Below are 16,147 nucleotides of genomic sequence, written 5' to 3'. Positions count from 1 at the left end.
TATATGTATTTATGTAAATTTATTATTTAAATAGGAGTATATAATTTTGTTAAATATTTTATGGGATATAATTATGTTAACAATTACTTTATGTATATTAATAATCATACACGAATATGGACATTTTTATATGGCTAGATATTTTAATTTATATATTCCATGTTTTTCATTAGGTTTTGGACCAAAAATAACTGAATTTACGGATAAATATGGTACTAAATATATTATAAGACTATTTTTATTAGGTGGTTATATACAAATATTAGATGATAAATATCATCCCATAACGAATAAAATTCAAAAACATATACAAAAATATAAATTATTATTTTATGATCAATTATCTTGTTTAAAAAAAATTTTGATCATATTAAGTGGTCCTATAGCTAATATAATATTAGCAATAATTATTTATTGGTTTGTATTTTTTATTAATTTGCATTCATATAAACCAATTATCAAACATATATCTTACAACTCTATTGTTGATCACGCAAAATTACCTATAAATACAGAAATTAAAAAAATTAATAATAAAACTGTTTTAAATTGGGATGAAATAAATATAGAATTACATAATATTATTTTAAAACATCAAAAAAACATTGTTTTTCTTCTTAAAGATATTAATCAATCTTTCTTGTTTGAAAAAAAAATTCCAATTAATTATAATACATTTAATATACATCATAATAATTTTATTACTGCGCTGGGTATTCTTCCAGAATATATGAACATTATTCCTATTATTACTTATATTGAAAAGAACTCTATAGCTGCACAAGCACATTTAAATGTTGGTGATCAAATTATTAAAATTAAGGGATCTAAAATTATTAATTGGTATAATTTAAAACAATATTTATTTATGCATAATAATAGTAATGTTTTTTTATATATAAAAAGAAAAAATCAAATTTTATTAATGAAAATACATTTGCCAAAATTAAACGAAATGTTATCACAGTATAATTATATTGGCATTATTCCTAAAATTATATATTTAAAGCACAATATATATAATACTACTTATTACTATAAGTTTTTTATATCGTTATCTATGGCATGTAAAAAAATTTTTATAATAATAAAAATGATATGTTTATCTTTGAAAAATCTTTTATTAATACATAATATTAGTCTTGAACATTTTAGCGGTCCAATATATATTGGATATATGATAGGAGTTATTTCTAAAAAAAGTATTATGTCTTATTTATGTTTTTTGGCTTTAATAAGTATTAATATAGCTATAATGAATTTATTACCATTACCTATATTAGATGGAGGACAATTATGTTTTTTAATATGCGAAAATATTATAAGACGAAAAATATCATTATATATCAAAACATTTGCATATAATATAAGTATTATATTAATAATTTTTATTATGGGTATATCTGTGATACATGATTATACAAAAATATTACATTACTAAAATACATGTTATTTGTACATTTATATTTGTTATATTTGTAAATTTATTTTATATAACACCATTACAGGCGCAATCATTAAAACATTTTAATGATACAACATATAATGTTGTAGATAAAATATCTGATGTTCCACATCAAAACATAAAAAATACAATTATATTTATTGGAAACAAAAAAATTAATAGTAATATTTTATATAAAATTCTTTATAAATTAAAAATTACTAAATATAATATAGTAGATAAAAAAAAAATATTTTTATTAAAAAAATATATAAAACATATATATAATATATATGGTATTTCTAATATAGAAATTTTTATTATCAAAGATGATAAGCTATATAATAAAATATATATATTTATTAATGAAATAGGAAAAGTTAAAATCCAACAAATTAATATTATAGGTAATTCTGCTTTTAAACAACCAATAATTTTAAAAAACGTTAGTCTGTATTTTAGAAAACTTTGGTATTATTTTGGACTTTATTATTATAATAAACAAACCATATCATGTATTATGCACGATATAACACATTTTTATATTAAACAAGGTTTTTTAAAATTTAAAATCACTAATATTAAATATAATATTATACCTAATAAACATCGTGTGAATTTAGATATTTTTGTAAAAGAAAATCARCTTTATATTATAAAAAAAATTATGATTAATATAAAGAGTAAACAACTTATCAATTCCATACGTGTTATATCAAATATATATTTAAATCAAACATATCAAACAAAAAAAATATTAATTTTAAAAAAAAAGATAATAAATTATTTAATAACTTGTGGGTTTTTACATCCTATAGTTCTGATATATAAAACATATGATATAACCGTAAGAAATATAGTTTTACATGTTTATGTAGATACGGGTATGAAATATTATGTACGATATATTAAATTTATACATAATAAAATTATTCCAGAATATTTATTACAAAATAATCTTTTACATAAAGAACACCATATTTTAAATCTAAATTTAATACAACAAACAAAAAATAAATTAACACAACTTGAATATATTAATTATGTATCAGTATTATTTCATCATAATCATGATAAATTAAATTCTATAGATGTTATTTATAATATTCATAATAATAATACAAATATATTTAATTTTAATTTTGGTTTGAATAATAATAAATTAATGTTAAATTCATACTTACAAAAAGATAATTTTTTAGGTAAAGCTAATAATCTTTTAGTAACAATTAATAAAAGTATTAATGAATTTTATTGGAATATTTTATTAATAAAACCATATATTTTTTACAAAAATATAAGTATTGGTATAAAAATGTTTTTTTATCATCCTGAAAAAAATATTCATTATATAGATATAAAAAAAGGCATATATACTATATTAAAACTACCTATATATGCTACACATTTTGCAATAAAAAATTATATAGGATTACTACATCATCAAATATATAATTTTACTTTGCCAAAACCGATATATTTAAATAATAATTATACTAACACAAAAGAATATATTATTTTTCAGAAAAATATTTATTCATTAGTAGAATATAATATAAAAAATTTTTTAATTTTTAATACTTTAAATCATCAAGAACAACCTACAAAAGGTATTTTAGCAATTTTAAGTTTTAATTTTTCAATTTTACAAAAAATTTATCATCATAATTATAAATTAATGTTTGAATATAATCAATATATTCCGATATATATAAAACTACTTGATAAGTATCATAAAACATATATTTATCTCATGAATTTTATCATTAGAAGTAAAATAAGTTATATAAATAGTCTTGCAAATAACACTTATATTTTCCCTGAAATGATTGGGATAAATCATACTAATATTGTTAGAGGCATTCAACCTAATATAAATGTTAAAAAACATTATGATAATTCTATAAATAAATTTTATATAAAACATCATTTAATACATATCAATCCTGTATCATATCATGATAATATTATGTTTCAATTAACAACAGAACTTAAATTTTCTATACCTCCACATATACCAATATATCAATATTTACAAAATTTTAAACCATTATTATTTGTTGATATAGGTAGTATATGGAATTTGATATATACAAAAAATAGTTTTTCTAAATTAGATTTAACATCTACAAAAAATTTTTTTACAGAACTAAGATCATCTATTGGTTTTGTGTTAAAATATAAAACACCATTAGGTGTTATGACTTTGACATGCGCATACCCATTAAAAAAATCTATACATGATCAGATACAATTATTTCAATTTACTATTGAAAATAATTAATGTAATTAATTTTATTCATGAATATTAAATTTAGTGATTAATTATAAAAATAATCATGAAAAAATATTTAAAATAATTTTTTTAAATGTATAATATATTAGTATTGTAATACAATTAATATTATAGAGATAATTAATTGAATAATATTTTTTATATTAATGAAATTTTAAATATTTTACCACATCGTTACCCATTTATTTTAATAGATCGTATCATATATGTTGATACTACTAGATTAGTAATTCATGTTATTAAAAACATCACTATTAATGAACCATATTTTATAGGACATTTTCCTAATCAGCCAATTTATCCTGGAGTATTAATATTAGAATCTATGATACAAACTACAGGAATTTTATTATATAAAACAGTATCTAATAATTTTATTAAACAGAAAATGTTTTATGTTGTTAGTATTAAAAATATACGTTTTAAACAAAAAGTTATTCCTGGTGATCAAATAATTATTAAAAGTTATTTTAAACATAATAAAAAAAATTTTTTTTTTATGATTCTGTGGCCACAGTAAATAATATTATTGTTTGTATTGCAGATAAGATTTGTATACAAATTGCAAAATAAAATTGTATAATTATATTTTTCTAAAACTATTATAAAATGATCAAAAAAACCTTTATACATTTAAATATTCATAGTGATTATTCCATACAAGATGGATTATCAAAAATCGAACAATTTATTCAACAAGCTATCAAATTTAATATGCCTGCAATAGCTATAACAGATATTACTAATTTATTTGGTTTAATAAAATTTTATCAATTATCACATCAATTCGGTATCAAAGCAATTATAGGCGCAGAATTTAAAATAAAATTTCTCCAACAATGTACCAAAATAACGATTTTAGGAATAAATAATATTGGTTATCAAAACTTAAAATATTTGATATCTATGGCGCATCAATATGGTTATGATAGTTCTTTTGGACCTATGATTAATTATCAATTATTACAAAAATATAATGATGGTTTGATCATTTTATCCGGTGGGATAGAAGGTGATATAGGTATTAATTTACTTGAAAATAATTTTAAAAGAGTAACAAAAATTATTGCTTTTTATAAAAAATATTTTTTTAATCGTTTTTATTTAGAATTAACACGTACTAATAAAATACATGAAAAAAATTATATTAATATGGCTTTAAATATAGCTTATGATTATTCTTTACCTGTTCTAGCAACTAATCATGTACGTTTTTTAAATAAAAATGATTTTTATGCTCATAACATACGTGTTGCGATTCATCAAAGTACAACTTTAAGTATATTTTTAAAAAATAATTCTTATAGTCAAGAACAATTTTTTAAAAACTCTCAAGATATGATCGCTTTATTCGCTGATATACCAGAGGCTATACAAAATAGTATTGAAATTGCACAAAGATGTAATATTTTTTTAACATTGAATAAATATTTTTTACCTAAATTTCATATAAATAATATTACCCCAGAAAAATATCTTATACAAAAATCTTATTCTGGTTTAGAAAAAAAAATTACATCTTTATTATATAAAAATACACAGAAAATAAATAAAAATATTTATCAAAAAAGGTTATTAAAAGAATTAACCGTTATTAATAAAATGGGTTTTGCAAGTTATTTTTTAATTGTTATGGAATTTGTACAATGGGCTAAAAAACATCATATTCCTGTAGGTCCTGCTAGAGGTTCTGGAGCRGGTTCATTGGTCGCATACGTTTTACAAATCACAGATGTAGATCCTATAAAATTTAATTTAATTTTTGAAAGATTTTTAAATCCAGAAAGAATTTCTTTACCGGATTTTGATATTGATTTTTGTATGGAAAAACGTGATTTAGTTATTGATCATGTAAAAAAAATATATGGTTTAGATGCAGTAGCACAAATTATTACTTTTGGCACTATGACTGCTAAAGCAGTAATTAGAGATGTAGGTAGAGTATTAGGTTTTCCTTATGATTTTATCAATCGCATATCTAAATTAATACCTACAGATATAGGCATAACTCTAAAAAAAGCTTTTATAAATAAAAAATTATTGGATATATATAAATCAGATAATAATGTTAGAGACTTAATTGATACTGCTGTAAAATTAGAGGGAACAATAAAAAACATAGGCAAACATGCTGGCGGTGTTGTAATAGCACCTACTAAACTAGTAAAATTTATGCCAATATATTGTGACATTACAGGTAATAATATTTTAACACAATTTGATAAAAATGATATTGAAAATATTGGTTTAGTAAAATTTGATTTTTTAGGATTACGTACATTAACAATATTACATCATACATTAAAAATGATAAAACAAAATTATAATATTAAAATTATATTACAAAACTTAAAATTAGATGATATAAACATTTTTAATTTTTTAAAACAAGCTAACACTATAGGTATTTTCCAATTAGAATCAAAAGGCATACAAGAATTAATTAAGCATTTACAACCAGATAACTTTGAAGATATAGTATCTTTATTAGCTTTATTTCGTCCTGGACCATTACAATCTGGAATGGTTGAAAATTTTATTAATCGTAAGCATGGCAAAGAAACCATTTCGTATCCCGATAAAGTTTGGCAACATGATAAATTAAAACCAATATTACAATCAACATATGGTATTATTTTATATCAAGAACAAGTTATGCAAATCGCACAAGTATTATCTGGATATAGTTTAGGACAAGCTGATGTTTTACGTCGTGTAATAAGCAAAAAACAACATAAAGAAATGATAAAACAAAGATCATTGTTTTTACATGGCGCTAAAAAAATGAATACTAATAAAACATTAGCAATAAAAATTTTCAATTTTTTAGAAAAATTTTCTGCATATGGATTTAATAAATCACATTCTGTAGGATATGCTTTGATTTCTTATCAAACGCTTTGGTTAAAAATATATTATCCTCATGAATTTATGGCAGCTGTTTTAAGTTCTGAATTAGATAATACAAAAAAAATTATGCATTTAATTAAAGAATGTAAATATATGCATATTAAGATTATACCACCAAACATCAATAATAGCTTATATAAGTTTCATGTTAATGATAAAAATATTATATATGGTTTAGGTGCTATTAAAGGTATAGGAGCATATCAAGCTTTACAAATTATTAATAATAGAATGAAATATGGTAAATTTAAATCTATTATAGATTTATGTATACGTATGAATTATGATAAAAATAATAAACATATTATAGAAAAATTAATTTTATCTGGTGCATTAGATTGTTTTTTATACCATAGAAGTATATTAATTATGCATTTAGATGATATTATAAAAATAACAAAGATTTATATAAAAGAAAAAAACACAAAACAAATGAATTTATTATCTTTACAAGATCATGTAAATTTAGAAAATAGTTTATTAAATGTAAAAAAAATATTTTTGTCAAATAAAGAAATATTTTTAAAAGAAAAAAATATTTTAGGAATATATTTAACAAATCATCCTCTGATGGATTATGATAAAGAAGTAAAATATTATACTAACAATATTAGTATAAAACAAATGTGTAATACTTATAAAAGTAATGTAATTAAAATTACAGTATGTGGTATCATTACAAATATGCATCATGGTATAAATTATAAAAAAGAAAAATGTGTTATTTTTAATATAGATGATAATACAGCAAAAATTGAAGTAAATATGATGTTAAATATATTCTATAAATTTAATCACTTAATAAAAAATAATAACATAGTTATTTTATATGGTATTCTGCGTTTAGACAATTATCTAAATGTTTTTAAAATTAATGCTTATAATATTATTAGTCTGATAGATATGAGAAAAAAATTTTTACAAAATATATATATTATTATACATAATAAAAGTATTTTGTTTGATGATTTATTTATATATATAAAACAAATTTTATCGATTAAATATCATGATGATTACATTCCTGTATATTTTTACACAACTTTACAACAAAAATTATTTTTAAAAGAGAATTTTTATTTTAATCATAATGATATAATATTATCACAAATACAATATTTATCTCAACTAAAATATTTTAATGTAAAACTAAATTTTAAGTAATTTTTATTATATATACTTTAAAATAATATATAACTACATAAATAATAATTTAATTATGTTAATTTCCAAAAAAATACAACATATTTTATATAAACTACATAATATCTTAATAGCATATAGTGGTGGAGTAGATTCTTCTGTATTATTATATGATTTGGTACAATTACGTAAAAAATATCCTAGTATTACAATAAGAGCAGTACATATTAATCATAATTTAAATGATATATCTAAAACATGGATTAATAAATGTTTTCTGATATGCAAAAAATGGCATGTTGATTTTATATATAAAAATATTTTTATATATAAAAAAAGTAATATAGAAGAAGAAGCAAGAATAAAAAGATACAAAATCTTAAATAATCTAATTAAAGCTGATGAATATCTTGTGACAGCACATCATCTTGATGATCAATGTGAAACAATCCTGTTAGCTTTAAAAAGAGGTAGTGGACTAAAGGGATTATCAGGTATTACAGAACAAAATAGTATTAAAAAAATGAAAATATTTCGTCCTTTACTACATATTCCTAAAAAAAAAATCTTATGGTATGCTATACAACAAAATATTACTTGGATTGATGATCCTAGTAATATAGATAATAGATATGACCGTAATTTTTTAAGAAATATTATTTTACCACAAATCAATATCAGATGGCCTTTTTTTAGAAAAACTATTATTAGATCTGCAAAAATATGTCAAGAACAAGAAACATTATTAAATGAATTTTTAAATCCTATTTTAAATAATCTTATACAAAATAATAAAAGTATATTTTTTACACCTTTAAAATTTTATAGCGTATATAAACGATATGCCATTTTAAGAAAATGGTTAGAATATAATAAATGTTATATGATTACATATAAAACATTATCTTTAATATGGAATGAAGTAATATGTGCTAGAAAATTAACATCTAAAATTATAATATATAATAAAATAATTTGTAAAAATGATACATATTTATTTTGTTTAAATTATATTCCTATTTTACAAAAAAATGTATTGTGCTGGTATGATATTCGTTATGATTTAATTTTACCATATAATTTAGGTAAATTATGTATTGTTAAAAAAGATATTAAAAATAGTATAGCAGTACGTTGCCCATATATAAACGAACATATATATGTTAAATTTTATAGCCATCAAGAGATTTATTTTTACCAAAATAATTTTAAAAAAATAAATATTAATCATATATGGAATAAATTAGCCATTCCATTTTATCAAAGAAACCAAATCCCATTATTATTTTATAATAACTATTTAATTGCAGATTTAGAAAATCATTTAATAACTATACATGGGAAAGTAATTACAAATGACCAATCTCTATATATTACATGGGTAAAAACAGAATAATTATTCTTGATTTAAAATATATGAAACAATATTTTTTATAGATAAAATTATTTTAGTATTAGTATTTCTAGATTTATATTCTATATTCTTATTTTTTAAATGTTTATCACTAATAATAATTATATGTGGTATACCAATTAAATCAATATCAGTTAACATTTTACCAAAACTAATTATTCTATTGTCTAATAATGTTTCTAATTGATGTTTTAAAAATTTTTTATATAAAGTATAAGCCATATTTTTAATGGCATCATTACTATGCATATTAATAGGGACAATAGCTATTTTAAATGGTGCTAAAGTGGTAGTTGGCCAAATAATACCATATTTATCATGATGCTGTTCTATAATAGCAGCAATTATACGAGAAACACCAATACCGTAACATCCCATATATAAATATTGCTTTATCCCATACATATCATAAACATATAAATTCATTGCTTTAGAATATTTTGTATCTAATTGAAAAATATGTGCTATTTCAATACTTTTTGTGAAGACTAATTTATTACTATTAGGAGCTAAATCATGACATGTAATATATCTAATATCTTGAATATTATTAGGCAATATTAAATCTATATTCCAATTCGCATTAATATAATATTGATTATTATTAATACCAATAATAAAATTATACATATTAATGACAGAATAATCTGCAATAATAGGAATATTCATATTATACGGTCCTAAAGCATTAATATTATGTATATGAAAAATATTTTTAATTTCTATTTCTGATAAAATTTTACATGATATAAATAATGGATTTTGTTTTATAAATTTATTTATATTAAATTTATAACCATAACGAATTAAAATCATAACAAAAGAATTTGCTTCATTATTATTTTTAATAATAAAAGTATTAATAATTTTTTTTGTGGATATATTATTATCTTTACATATATCTAATAATGTTTTTGTGCTAGTAATAATTTGCTTTTCTAAAATGTTTTTTTTGTTAATATTTTTTTGTTGTGGTAATAAGTATGTAGCATATTCTATGTTAGCAATATAATCATAGTTAGGAGTATGTACTATACAATCTTCACCATGTTCAGAAAATAAATGAAACTCATGCGAAATAGTACCACCAATAATATTATTATCAGCTATAACTATTACATAATCTAATTTCATATAATTAAAGATGTTTTTATAAGTATGTAACATATTACTATATGTTTGTTGTAAACAATTTTTATTTAAATGAAAAGAATAACTATCTTTCATAATAAATTCTTTTGCACGTACACTACCTAATCTAGGTCTAATCTCGTCTCTAAATTTTGTTTGTATTTGATATAAATGTATTGGTAAATCTTTGTAAGATTTAATTTCATTTAATACACAATATGTTATTACTTCTTCATTAGTTGGACTTAATATAAAAATATTTTTTTTTCTATCTATAATTTTAAATAATTCCATACCGTAATCAAGGTTACGACCACTTTGTAACCAAATATTAATAGGCTGTAATATAGGTAATGATATCTCTATTGCATTAACTAAATCCATAGCTTGTCTTATAATTTTATTTATATTTTTTATGATTTTTAAACCTGTAGGTAACCAGTAATAAATTCCAGAAGATAGTTTTTTAATAATTCCTGCTTCTAACATAAGAACATAACTATTTATGTGTTTTATATTTTTTTTTTTAATTGTACAAAATAAATATTTATCAGCTAGCACAATATATTCCTTCAATCCTATATTTATTAAATATTATATAATGAATAAACATAACATATATCATTAAATGTGTATTAAATTAAAAATCCAATTCATAAATAATAAATATCCATGACTTTTCCATCTATTAGTAGGTTTTGATGTAATATCATTATTTATAAAATAATGATAAGGAATATCAATATATATATTTTTTTTAATATAATCATTATATTCTTTTGCCAGAGTATAACGATCATATTCTGGATGTCCTGTCACAAATATATATTTATAATCTGTAAATATATATACACCAGCTTTTTCCGAATATGATAGAATATCAAAATATTTGTATTTTTTAATAAAATTAATAGAAAAATTCGCATATCGTGAATGAGGTACGAAAAAATAATCATCAAATCCTTGTATTAAGTAATGATTTTTGTTTGCTATTTGATGTTTAAATATACCTATTATTTTTTTATAATTCGTATTTTTAGGTATATGATATAAAATATATAAAATAGCTTGTACAGACCAACAAATAGATAAAATAGATTTTACATGATCTAATGACCAATATATTACACGAATAAATTCATCCCAATATCTTACATCTGTAAAGTTTATAAGTCCTAACGGTGCTCCTGTAATAATTAAACCATCATAATATTTATCAAAAATTTTATTTAATGTAGTGTAAAAATTTTTTATATGCATATTAGTATTGATATTATTTGATGGAATATGATCAATATTTAACAATGTTAATTTTATAAGAGATGATGACTGTGATAGTATTTTGATTATTTGATTCTCTGTATTTATTTTATCATACATTAAATTCAATAAAACAATATTAATTATTTTACATGATGAATATTTTTGTAGAATATTATTTTTCATATTAGAAAAAATTAATAAATTTTTACTAGATAAGTTTTTAATAACCGGTAGATGTTGAGGAACTATAACAGGCATAAATATGATTCCTTATATGTCTTTAATAAATAATATTAAATATTTATATTGTATATGGATCGTTATGCATTTATATTAACCATAATATATATTATTAATTATTTTTTAATAAAATTAAATATTATAATATTTATTATTGAAAAATTTTTTTTATTTATAATATGTAAAATGATTTATATCATGTATAGTAATATCTTGAACATTAGTTAATTCTGTAAAATTATTTAATAATTCTTTTACAATCCAATTATTTAAAGTATGTTGACTCATAGCACATCCTTGACAACCACCTACAAATTTTACTAAAGCAACTTTTTCTATTGTTACAGTTTTTAACTGTAAAGAACCACCATGTTTTAATAATATAGGATTAATAATATTTATTATATAAGATCTGATTTGTGTTTCTAGTTTTTGTATATTATTATTTTGTTCTATTTTTTTATTCATGATATTTTTAATTATATGGTATATTTTTACTTAAAAAACGGTTATATTTATAATATAAAAAATTATTATTTTTTTACAATATATATCGCATTTATATATAGTAGACATATTATTTTAAAATAAATTTTTTTATCATAAATACAACTAATGAGAAAATAAAATATGCGTCCAATGTTAAATGTTGCTATACGTATAGCACGTCAAATAGGAGATATAATTTTAACATATTATGAAAAACAAAAACAGTATTTTAATGATGAAGATTATAATATTGTTATAAAAAATATGATATTTATGATTAGTAGAATGATTATTCGTACTTTACAGAATACATATCATCAATCATTTAACATTAAGTATCAAAAAGAATTGTTAATATTACAATGGCAAAAAACCATATGGATTATTAATCCTTTAGATGGTATAGAGAATTTCATTAAAAAATTTCCACATTTTTGCACATCTATAGTTATTTTAATAAAAGGGAAAACAGAATTGTCTTTAGTATATGATCCATTAAGAAATGATTTATTTACTGCTATTAGAGGACAAAATACTCAACTAAATGGTTATAAATTACGTTGTCATGACAAAATTTATAATTCTACATTATTTATTACTGTAAATACAAATTATCTAATTAATAATAAATATATTAATATCATGAAAATCTTTATTGGAAAGATTATTATATTACGTATGTGTGGTTCTATTGCTTTAGACCTAGCATACTTATCTGCAAATAAAATTAATTGTTATATATATGATAATATATCACATTTTTATTATTTTTTAGCTGGAGAGTTACTTATAAAGGAGTCTGGTGGTTTAATAACTAACTTAACAGGTCATTGTTATTATAAACATTCAAGAAATATTTTAGCAGCACATTCAAATATATTACAAATATTTTTATCGAAAAACAATATTACATAACATTTATAACTATATACCGATAGTTATTCAAAAACATAAATTTTAAAATTACTATATCATTATGCTGATTAAAACAATAGAAAAAAAAATAAAAAATGTATTAAATCCTATATTTCTACATATTAAAAATAATAGTAATGATAGTAATGTCATTACACATTTACAAATTACTATTGTATGTGAACATTTTACGACACAAAATTTAATACAAAGACATCGTTTAATTTATAAAATATTAACTAAAAATATCATGCAACAAATACATGCTATATCATTAAATACATATTCCATCATAGAATGGAATAATATTATACACAACAAAGATATTTAATATCTTTAATATTATCAATATAACCAATATTTAAATATTTACTATTATATTAGTAAATATTTTATAGTAAATAATATAAAATTATTAAAAATATAACTATCAACTATAATTTTTAATAAAAAATTATTACTGTGATTTAATAAATAACACTTATAAGCATTATTAAAATAAAATTATTTTATATATTTTARAATATAAATAATATTTTTATTTTATATATTAAACATTTATCAAATAATTTTATTGATAAGTATTTAATATATAAATATGAAAACATGTATTTCATGTAAATATTATATATATGTTAATATTAAATTAAGTTAAAAATTAGTATGTTAATATTTTATTTATAACATTAATATATAAGATTATATATATCAGGTTAGTATGTTATATCATATAAAAATATTTAATATATTTTACACATATAACAAATTTTTGTAGTAAATATATTATTTTTTTATGTAAATAAATAAAAACATTTTAAGACATGATTAAATAATAATTTATATATATTTTGATATATGCATAGTTAAAATAACTAATTAAATTAACATTTTATATAACTATTATAATTTATGCATGATTATATACAAATTAATAGGATATGTACAATGTATAACAATAATAACAATATAAATAATATACCTAATTATTATAATTACGTTCCTATGGTTATAGAGCAAAATAGTCGTGGTGAACGTTCTTATGATATTTTTTCCAAATTATTAAAAGAAAGAATTATTTTTTTAACCGGTTCTATAGAAGATAGGATGTCTAATTTAATTATAGCACAAATGTTATTTTTAGAATCTGTAAATTGTCACAAAGATATTTATCTTTATATAAATAGTCCAGGAGGTATTATAACATCAGGTTTATCTATTTATGATACAATGCAACTTGTTAAACCAGATATTAATACTATTTGTATTGGTCAAGCTTGTTCTATGGCAGCATTTTTATTAGCTGCAGGTGCAAAAAAAAAACGTTTTGGTTTACCTAATGCACGGATTATGATACATCAACCATTAGGTGGTTATCAAGGACAAGCAACAGATATAGAAATATATACTCAAGAAATTTTAAGAATTAAAAAACATATAAATACATTATTAGCATTACATACAGGACAAAATATTTCTACTATTGAACAAGATACAGAAAGAGATAGGTTTTTAACTTCTAAGGAAGCAATGCAATATGGCTTAATAGATGATATTATATCTTCTCATTAAAAAATAAGATAATAAAGATGAAATTGTATTTAACATATAAATAGGGGTTATATGATGATAAATAAAAAGGATGATTTAAATAAAATTTTATGTTGTTCTTTTTGTGGTAAATTTCAAAATGAAATTGGTAAATTAATATCAGGTCATAAAGCATATATTTGCAAACAATGTATATTATTATGTAATAACATTTTTAATAAATCAAAAAATCACAATAATAATATGTATGATGATGTATTATTAAAACCCCAAAACATTTTTCATTATTTAAATAAATATGTTATTAATCAAGATAATGCTAAAAAAACCCTGGCTGTAGCTATTTATAATCATTATAAAAGATTACGTTTATATAATCAAAAACATAATAATGATATTGACATTGAAAAAAGTAATATTTTGCTCATTGGACCTACAGGTAGCGGGAAAACATTATTAGCAAAAATATTAGCACGTATATTAAATGTACCTTTTGTAATTACTGATGCCACTTCTTTTACAGAAGCAGGATATGTTGGCGAGGATGTTGAAAATATTTTGCAAAAACTATTACAAAATGCTAATTATAATATTGACAATACAGAAAAAGGCATTATTTATATAGATGAAATTGATAAGATTGCTAAAAAATCTGAAAACGTTTCTATCACAAGAGATGTATCTGGTGAAGGTGTTCAACAAGCTTTATTAAAACTTATTGAAGGTTCTATAGTATCTGTACCGCCTCAAGGAGGAAGAAAACATCCACAACAAGAATTCATACAAATTAATACAAATAACATATTATTTATTTGTGCTGGTTCGTTCTATGGGTTAGATCAAATTATAACTGATAGATCAAATTTAATTACTCATAGTATTGGATTTAATATAAAAAAACAAAATAAACATATAAATCATCAAACTAATAATATTAATAAACAAATTCAGACCACGGATTTAATCAAATTTGGTCTAATACCAGAATTTATAGGTCGTTTACCTATTATAGTAACTTTAGATGCTTTAGATAGTAGAGGATTAATGCAAGTTTTGACCAAACCGCATAATGCTTTAATAAAACAATATCAACAGTTATTTAAATATGATAACGTTGATATAGTGTTCGATATCCAAGCACTCCAGGAAATAGTACGACAAGCTCTTATTTTAAATACAGGAGCAAGAGGGTTAAAAACTATTATGGAAAAAATATTACTAGATATTATGTATAATATACCTGCATTATCTAATGTTTATAAAATCAATATTACTTATGAAGTCGTGAAAAACTTATCTGAACCAATTATAGAATATAAAAATAATATTATTAATAAAACATAAATAATGAAAA

The 16,147-nt window shown here is 20.0% G+C and carries 12 protein-coding genes; 9 read left to right on the top strand and 3 right to left on the bottom strand.

What is annotated here, in order from left to right; genetic code table 11:
• Positions 1 to 73 precede the first annotated feature (73 nt).
• The 5 genes from rseP (at position 74) to tilS (ending at position 9,189) form a co-directional block, all read left to right on the top strand.
• Positions 74 to 1,441: an RIP metalloprotease RseP gene (rseP, locus tag GJT87_RS01140; protein WP_168895593.1), complete on the top strand. Its 1,368-nt coding sequence runs from the start codon at positions 74 to 76 to the stop codon at positions 1,439 to 1,441.
• On the top strand, positions 1,413 to 3,728 hold the full coding sequence (locus GJT87_RS01135) for a BamA/TamA family outer membrane protein (protein ID WP_168895592.1): 2,316 nt from the start codon (positions 1,413 to 1,415) through the stop codon (positions 3,726 to 3,728). Before rseP ends, GJT87_RS01135 begins: the two co-directional genes overlap by 29 nt.
• Before the next feature lie 136 nt (positions 3,729 to 3,864).
• On the top strand, positions 3,865 to 4,260 hold the full coding sequence (gene fabZ / locus GJT87_RS01130; protein WP_246213244.1) for a 3-hydroxyacyl-ACP dehydratase FabZ: 396 nt from the start codon (positions 3,865 to 3,867) through the stop codon (positions 4,258 to 4,260).
• Positions 4,261 to 4,349: 89 nt separating this feature from the next.
• Positions 4,350 to 7,814, top strand: a complete 3,465-nt coding sequence (dnaE, locus tag GJT87_RS01125; protein WP_168895591.1) for a DNA polymerase III subunit alpha — start codon at positions 4,350 to 4,352, stop codon at positions 7,812 to 7,814.
• Positions 7,815 to 7,869: 55 nt separating this feature from the next.
• Positions 7,870 to 9,189 carry a tRNA lysidine(34) synthetase TilS gene (gene tilS / locus GJT87_RS01120; protein WP_168895590.1) on the top strand — a complete coding sequence of 440 codons (1,320 nt, stop codon included), beginning with the start codon at positions 7,870 to 7,872 and terminating at the stop codon, positions 9,187 to 9,189.
• Here the strand turns inward: tilS and GJT87_RS01115 are convergent, their stop codons facing one another.
• From GJT87_RS01115 to GJT87_RS01105, 3 genes are all read right to left on the bottom strand, one after another.
• Positions 9,190 to 10,899 (bottom strand): proline--tRNA ligase, encoded by a 1,710-nt coding sequence (locus tag GJT87_RS01115; protein ID WP_168895589.1) that lies wholly within the window; start codon positions 10,897 to 10,899, stop codon positions 9,190 to 9,192. It lies immediately after the preceding gene.
• Between the two features lie 63 nt (positions 10,900 to 10,962).
• Positions 10,963 to 11,859 carry a homoserine O-succinyltransferase gene (locus tag GJT87_RS01110; RefSeq protein ID WP_168895588.1) on the bottom strand — a complete coding sequence of 299 codons (897 nt, stop codon included), beginning with the start codon at positions 11,857 to 11,859 and terminating at the stop codon, positions 10,963 to 10,965.
• A gap of 150 nt (positions 11,860 to 12,009) precedes the next feature.
• Positions 12,010 to 12,309: a NifU family protein gene (locus GJT87_RS01105; protein ID WP_168895587.1), complete on the bottom strand. Its 300-nt coding sequence runs from the start codon at positions 12,307 to 12,309 to the stop codon at positions 12,010 to 12,012.
• 162 nt (positions 12,310 to 12,471) lie between these two features.
• Between GJT87_RS01105 and GJT87_RS01100 the strand changes: the two genes are divergently transcribed.
• The 4 genes from GJT87_RS01100 (at position 12,472) to clpX (ending at position 16,137) form a co-directional block, all read left to right on the top strand.
• Positions 12,472 to 13,245, top strand: coding sequence for an inositol monophosphatase family protein (locus GJT87_RS01100; protein WP_168895586.1), 774 nt, complete (start codon positions 12,472 to 12,474; stop codon positions 13,243 to 13,245).
• Between the two features lie 61 nt (positions 13,246 to 13,306).
• Positions 13,307 to 13,576, top strand: coding sequence for a BolA family protein (locus GJT87_RS01095; RefSeq protein WP_168895585.1), 270 nt, complete (start codon positions 13,307 to 13,309; stop codon positions 13,574 to 13,576).
• 614 nt (positions 13,577 to 14,190) lie between these two features.
• A complete protein-coding gene (gene clpP, locus GJT87_RS01090; protein ID WP_168895584.1) occupies positions 14,191 to 14,814 on the top strand; it encodes an ATP-dependent Clp endopeptidase proteolytic subunit ClpP in 624 nt (207 codons plus the stop codon).
• A gap of 51 nt (positions 14,815 to 14,865) precedes the next feature.
• On the top strand, positions 14,866 to 16,137 hold the full coding sequence (gene clpX / locus GJT87_RS01085) for an ATP-dependent Clp protease ATP-binding subunit ClpX (protein ID WP_168895583.1): 1,272 nt from the start codon (positions 14,866 to 14,868) through the stop codon (positions 16,135 to 16,137).
• Positions 16,138 to 16,147 lie beyond the last annotated feature (10 nt).

This window comes from Enterobacteriaceae endosymbiont of Macroplea mutica, assembly GCF_012571345.1.
Classification (GTDB): domain Bacteria; phylum Pseudomonadota; class Gammaproteobacteria; order Enterobacterales; family Enterobacteriaceae.
This window is presented reverse-complemented; position numbering and strand designations above follow the sequence as displayed.

Coding starts and splice junctions, on each gene's coding strand:
- rseP (WP_168895593.1), top strand. CDS start 74: ATGTTAACAATTACTTTATGTATATTAATAATCATACACGAATATGGA.
- clpX (WP_168895583.1), top strand. CDS start 14,866: ATGATGATAAATAAAAAGGATGATTTAAATAAAATTTTATGTTGTTCT.
- clpP (WP_168895584.1), top strand. CDS start 14,191: ATGTATAACAATAATAACAATATAAATAATATACCTAATTATTATAAT.
- GJT87_RS01095 (WP_168895585.1), top strand. CDS start 13,307: ATGCTGATTAAAACAATAGAAAAAAAAATAAAAAATGTATTAAATCCT.
- GJT87_RS01105 (WP_168895587.1), bottom strand. CDS start 12,309: ATGAATAAAAAAATAGAACAAAATAATAATATACAAAAACTAGAAACA.
- GJT87_RS01100 (WP_168895586.1), top strand. CDS start 12,472: ATGCGTCCAATGTTAAATGTTGCTATACGTATAGCACGTCAAATAGGA.
- tilS (WP_168895590.1), top strand. CDS start 7,870: ATGTTAATTTCCAAAAAAATACAACATATTTTATATAAACTACATAAT.
- GJT87_RS01110 (WP_168895588.1), bottom strand. CDS start 11,859: ATGCCTGTTATAGTTCCTCAACATCTACCGGTTATTAAAAACTTATCT.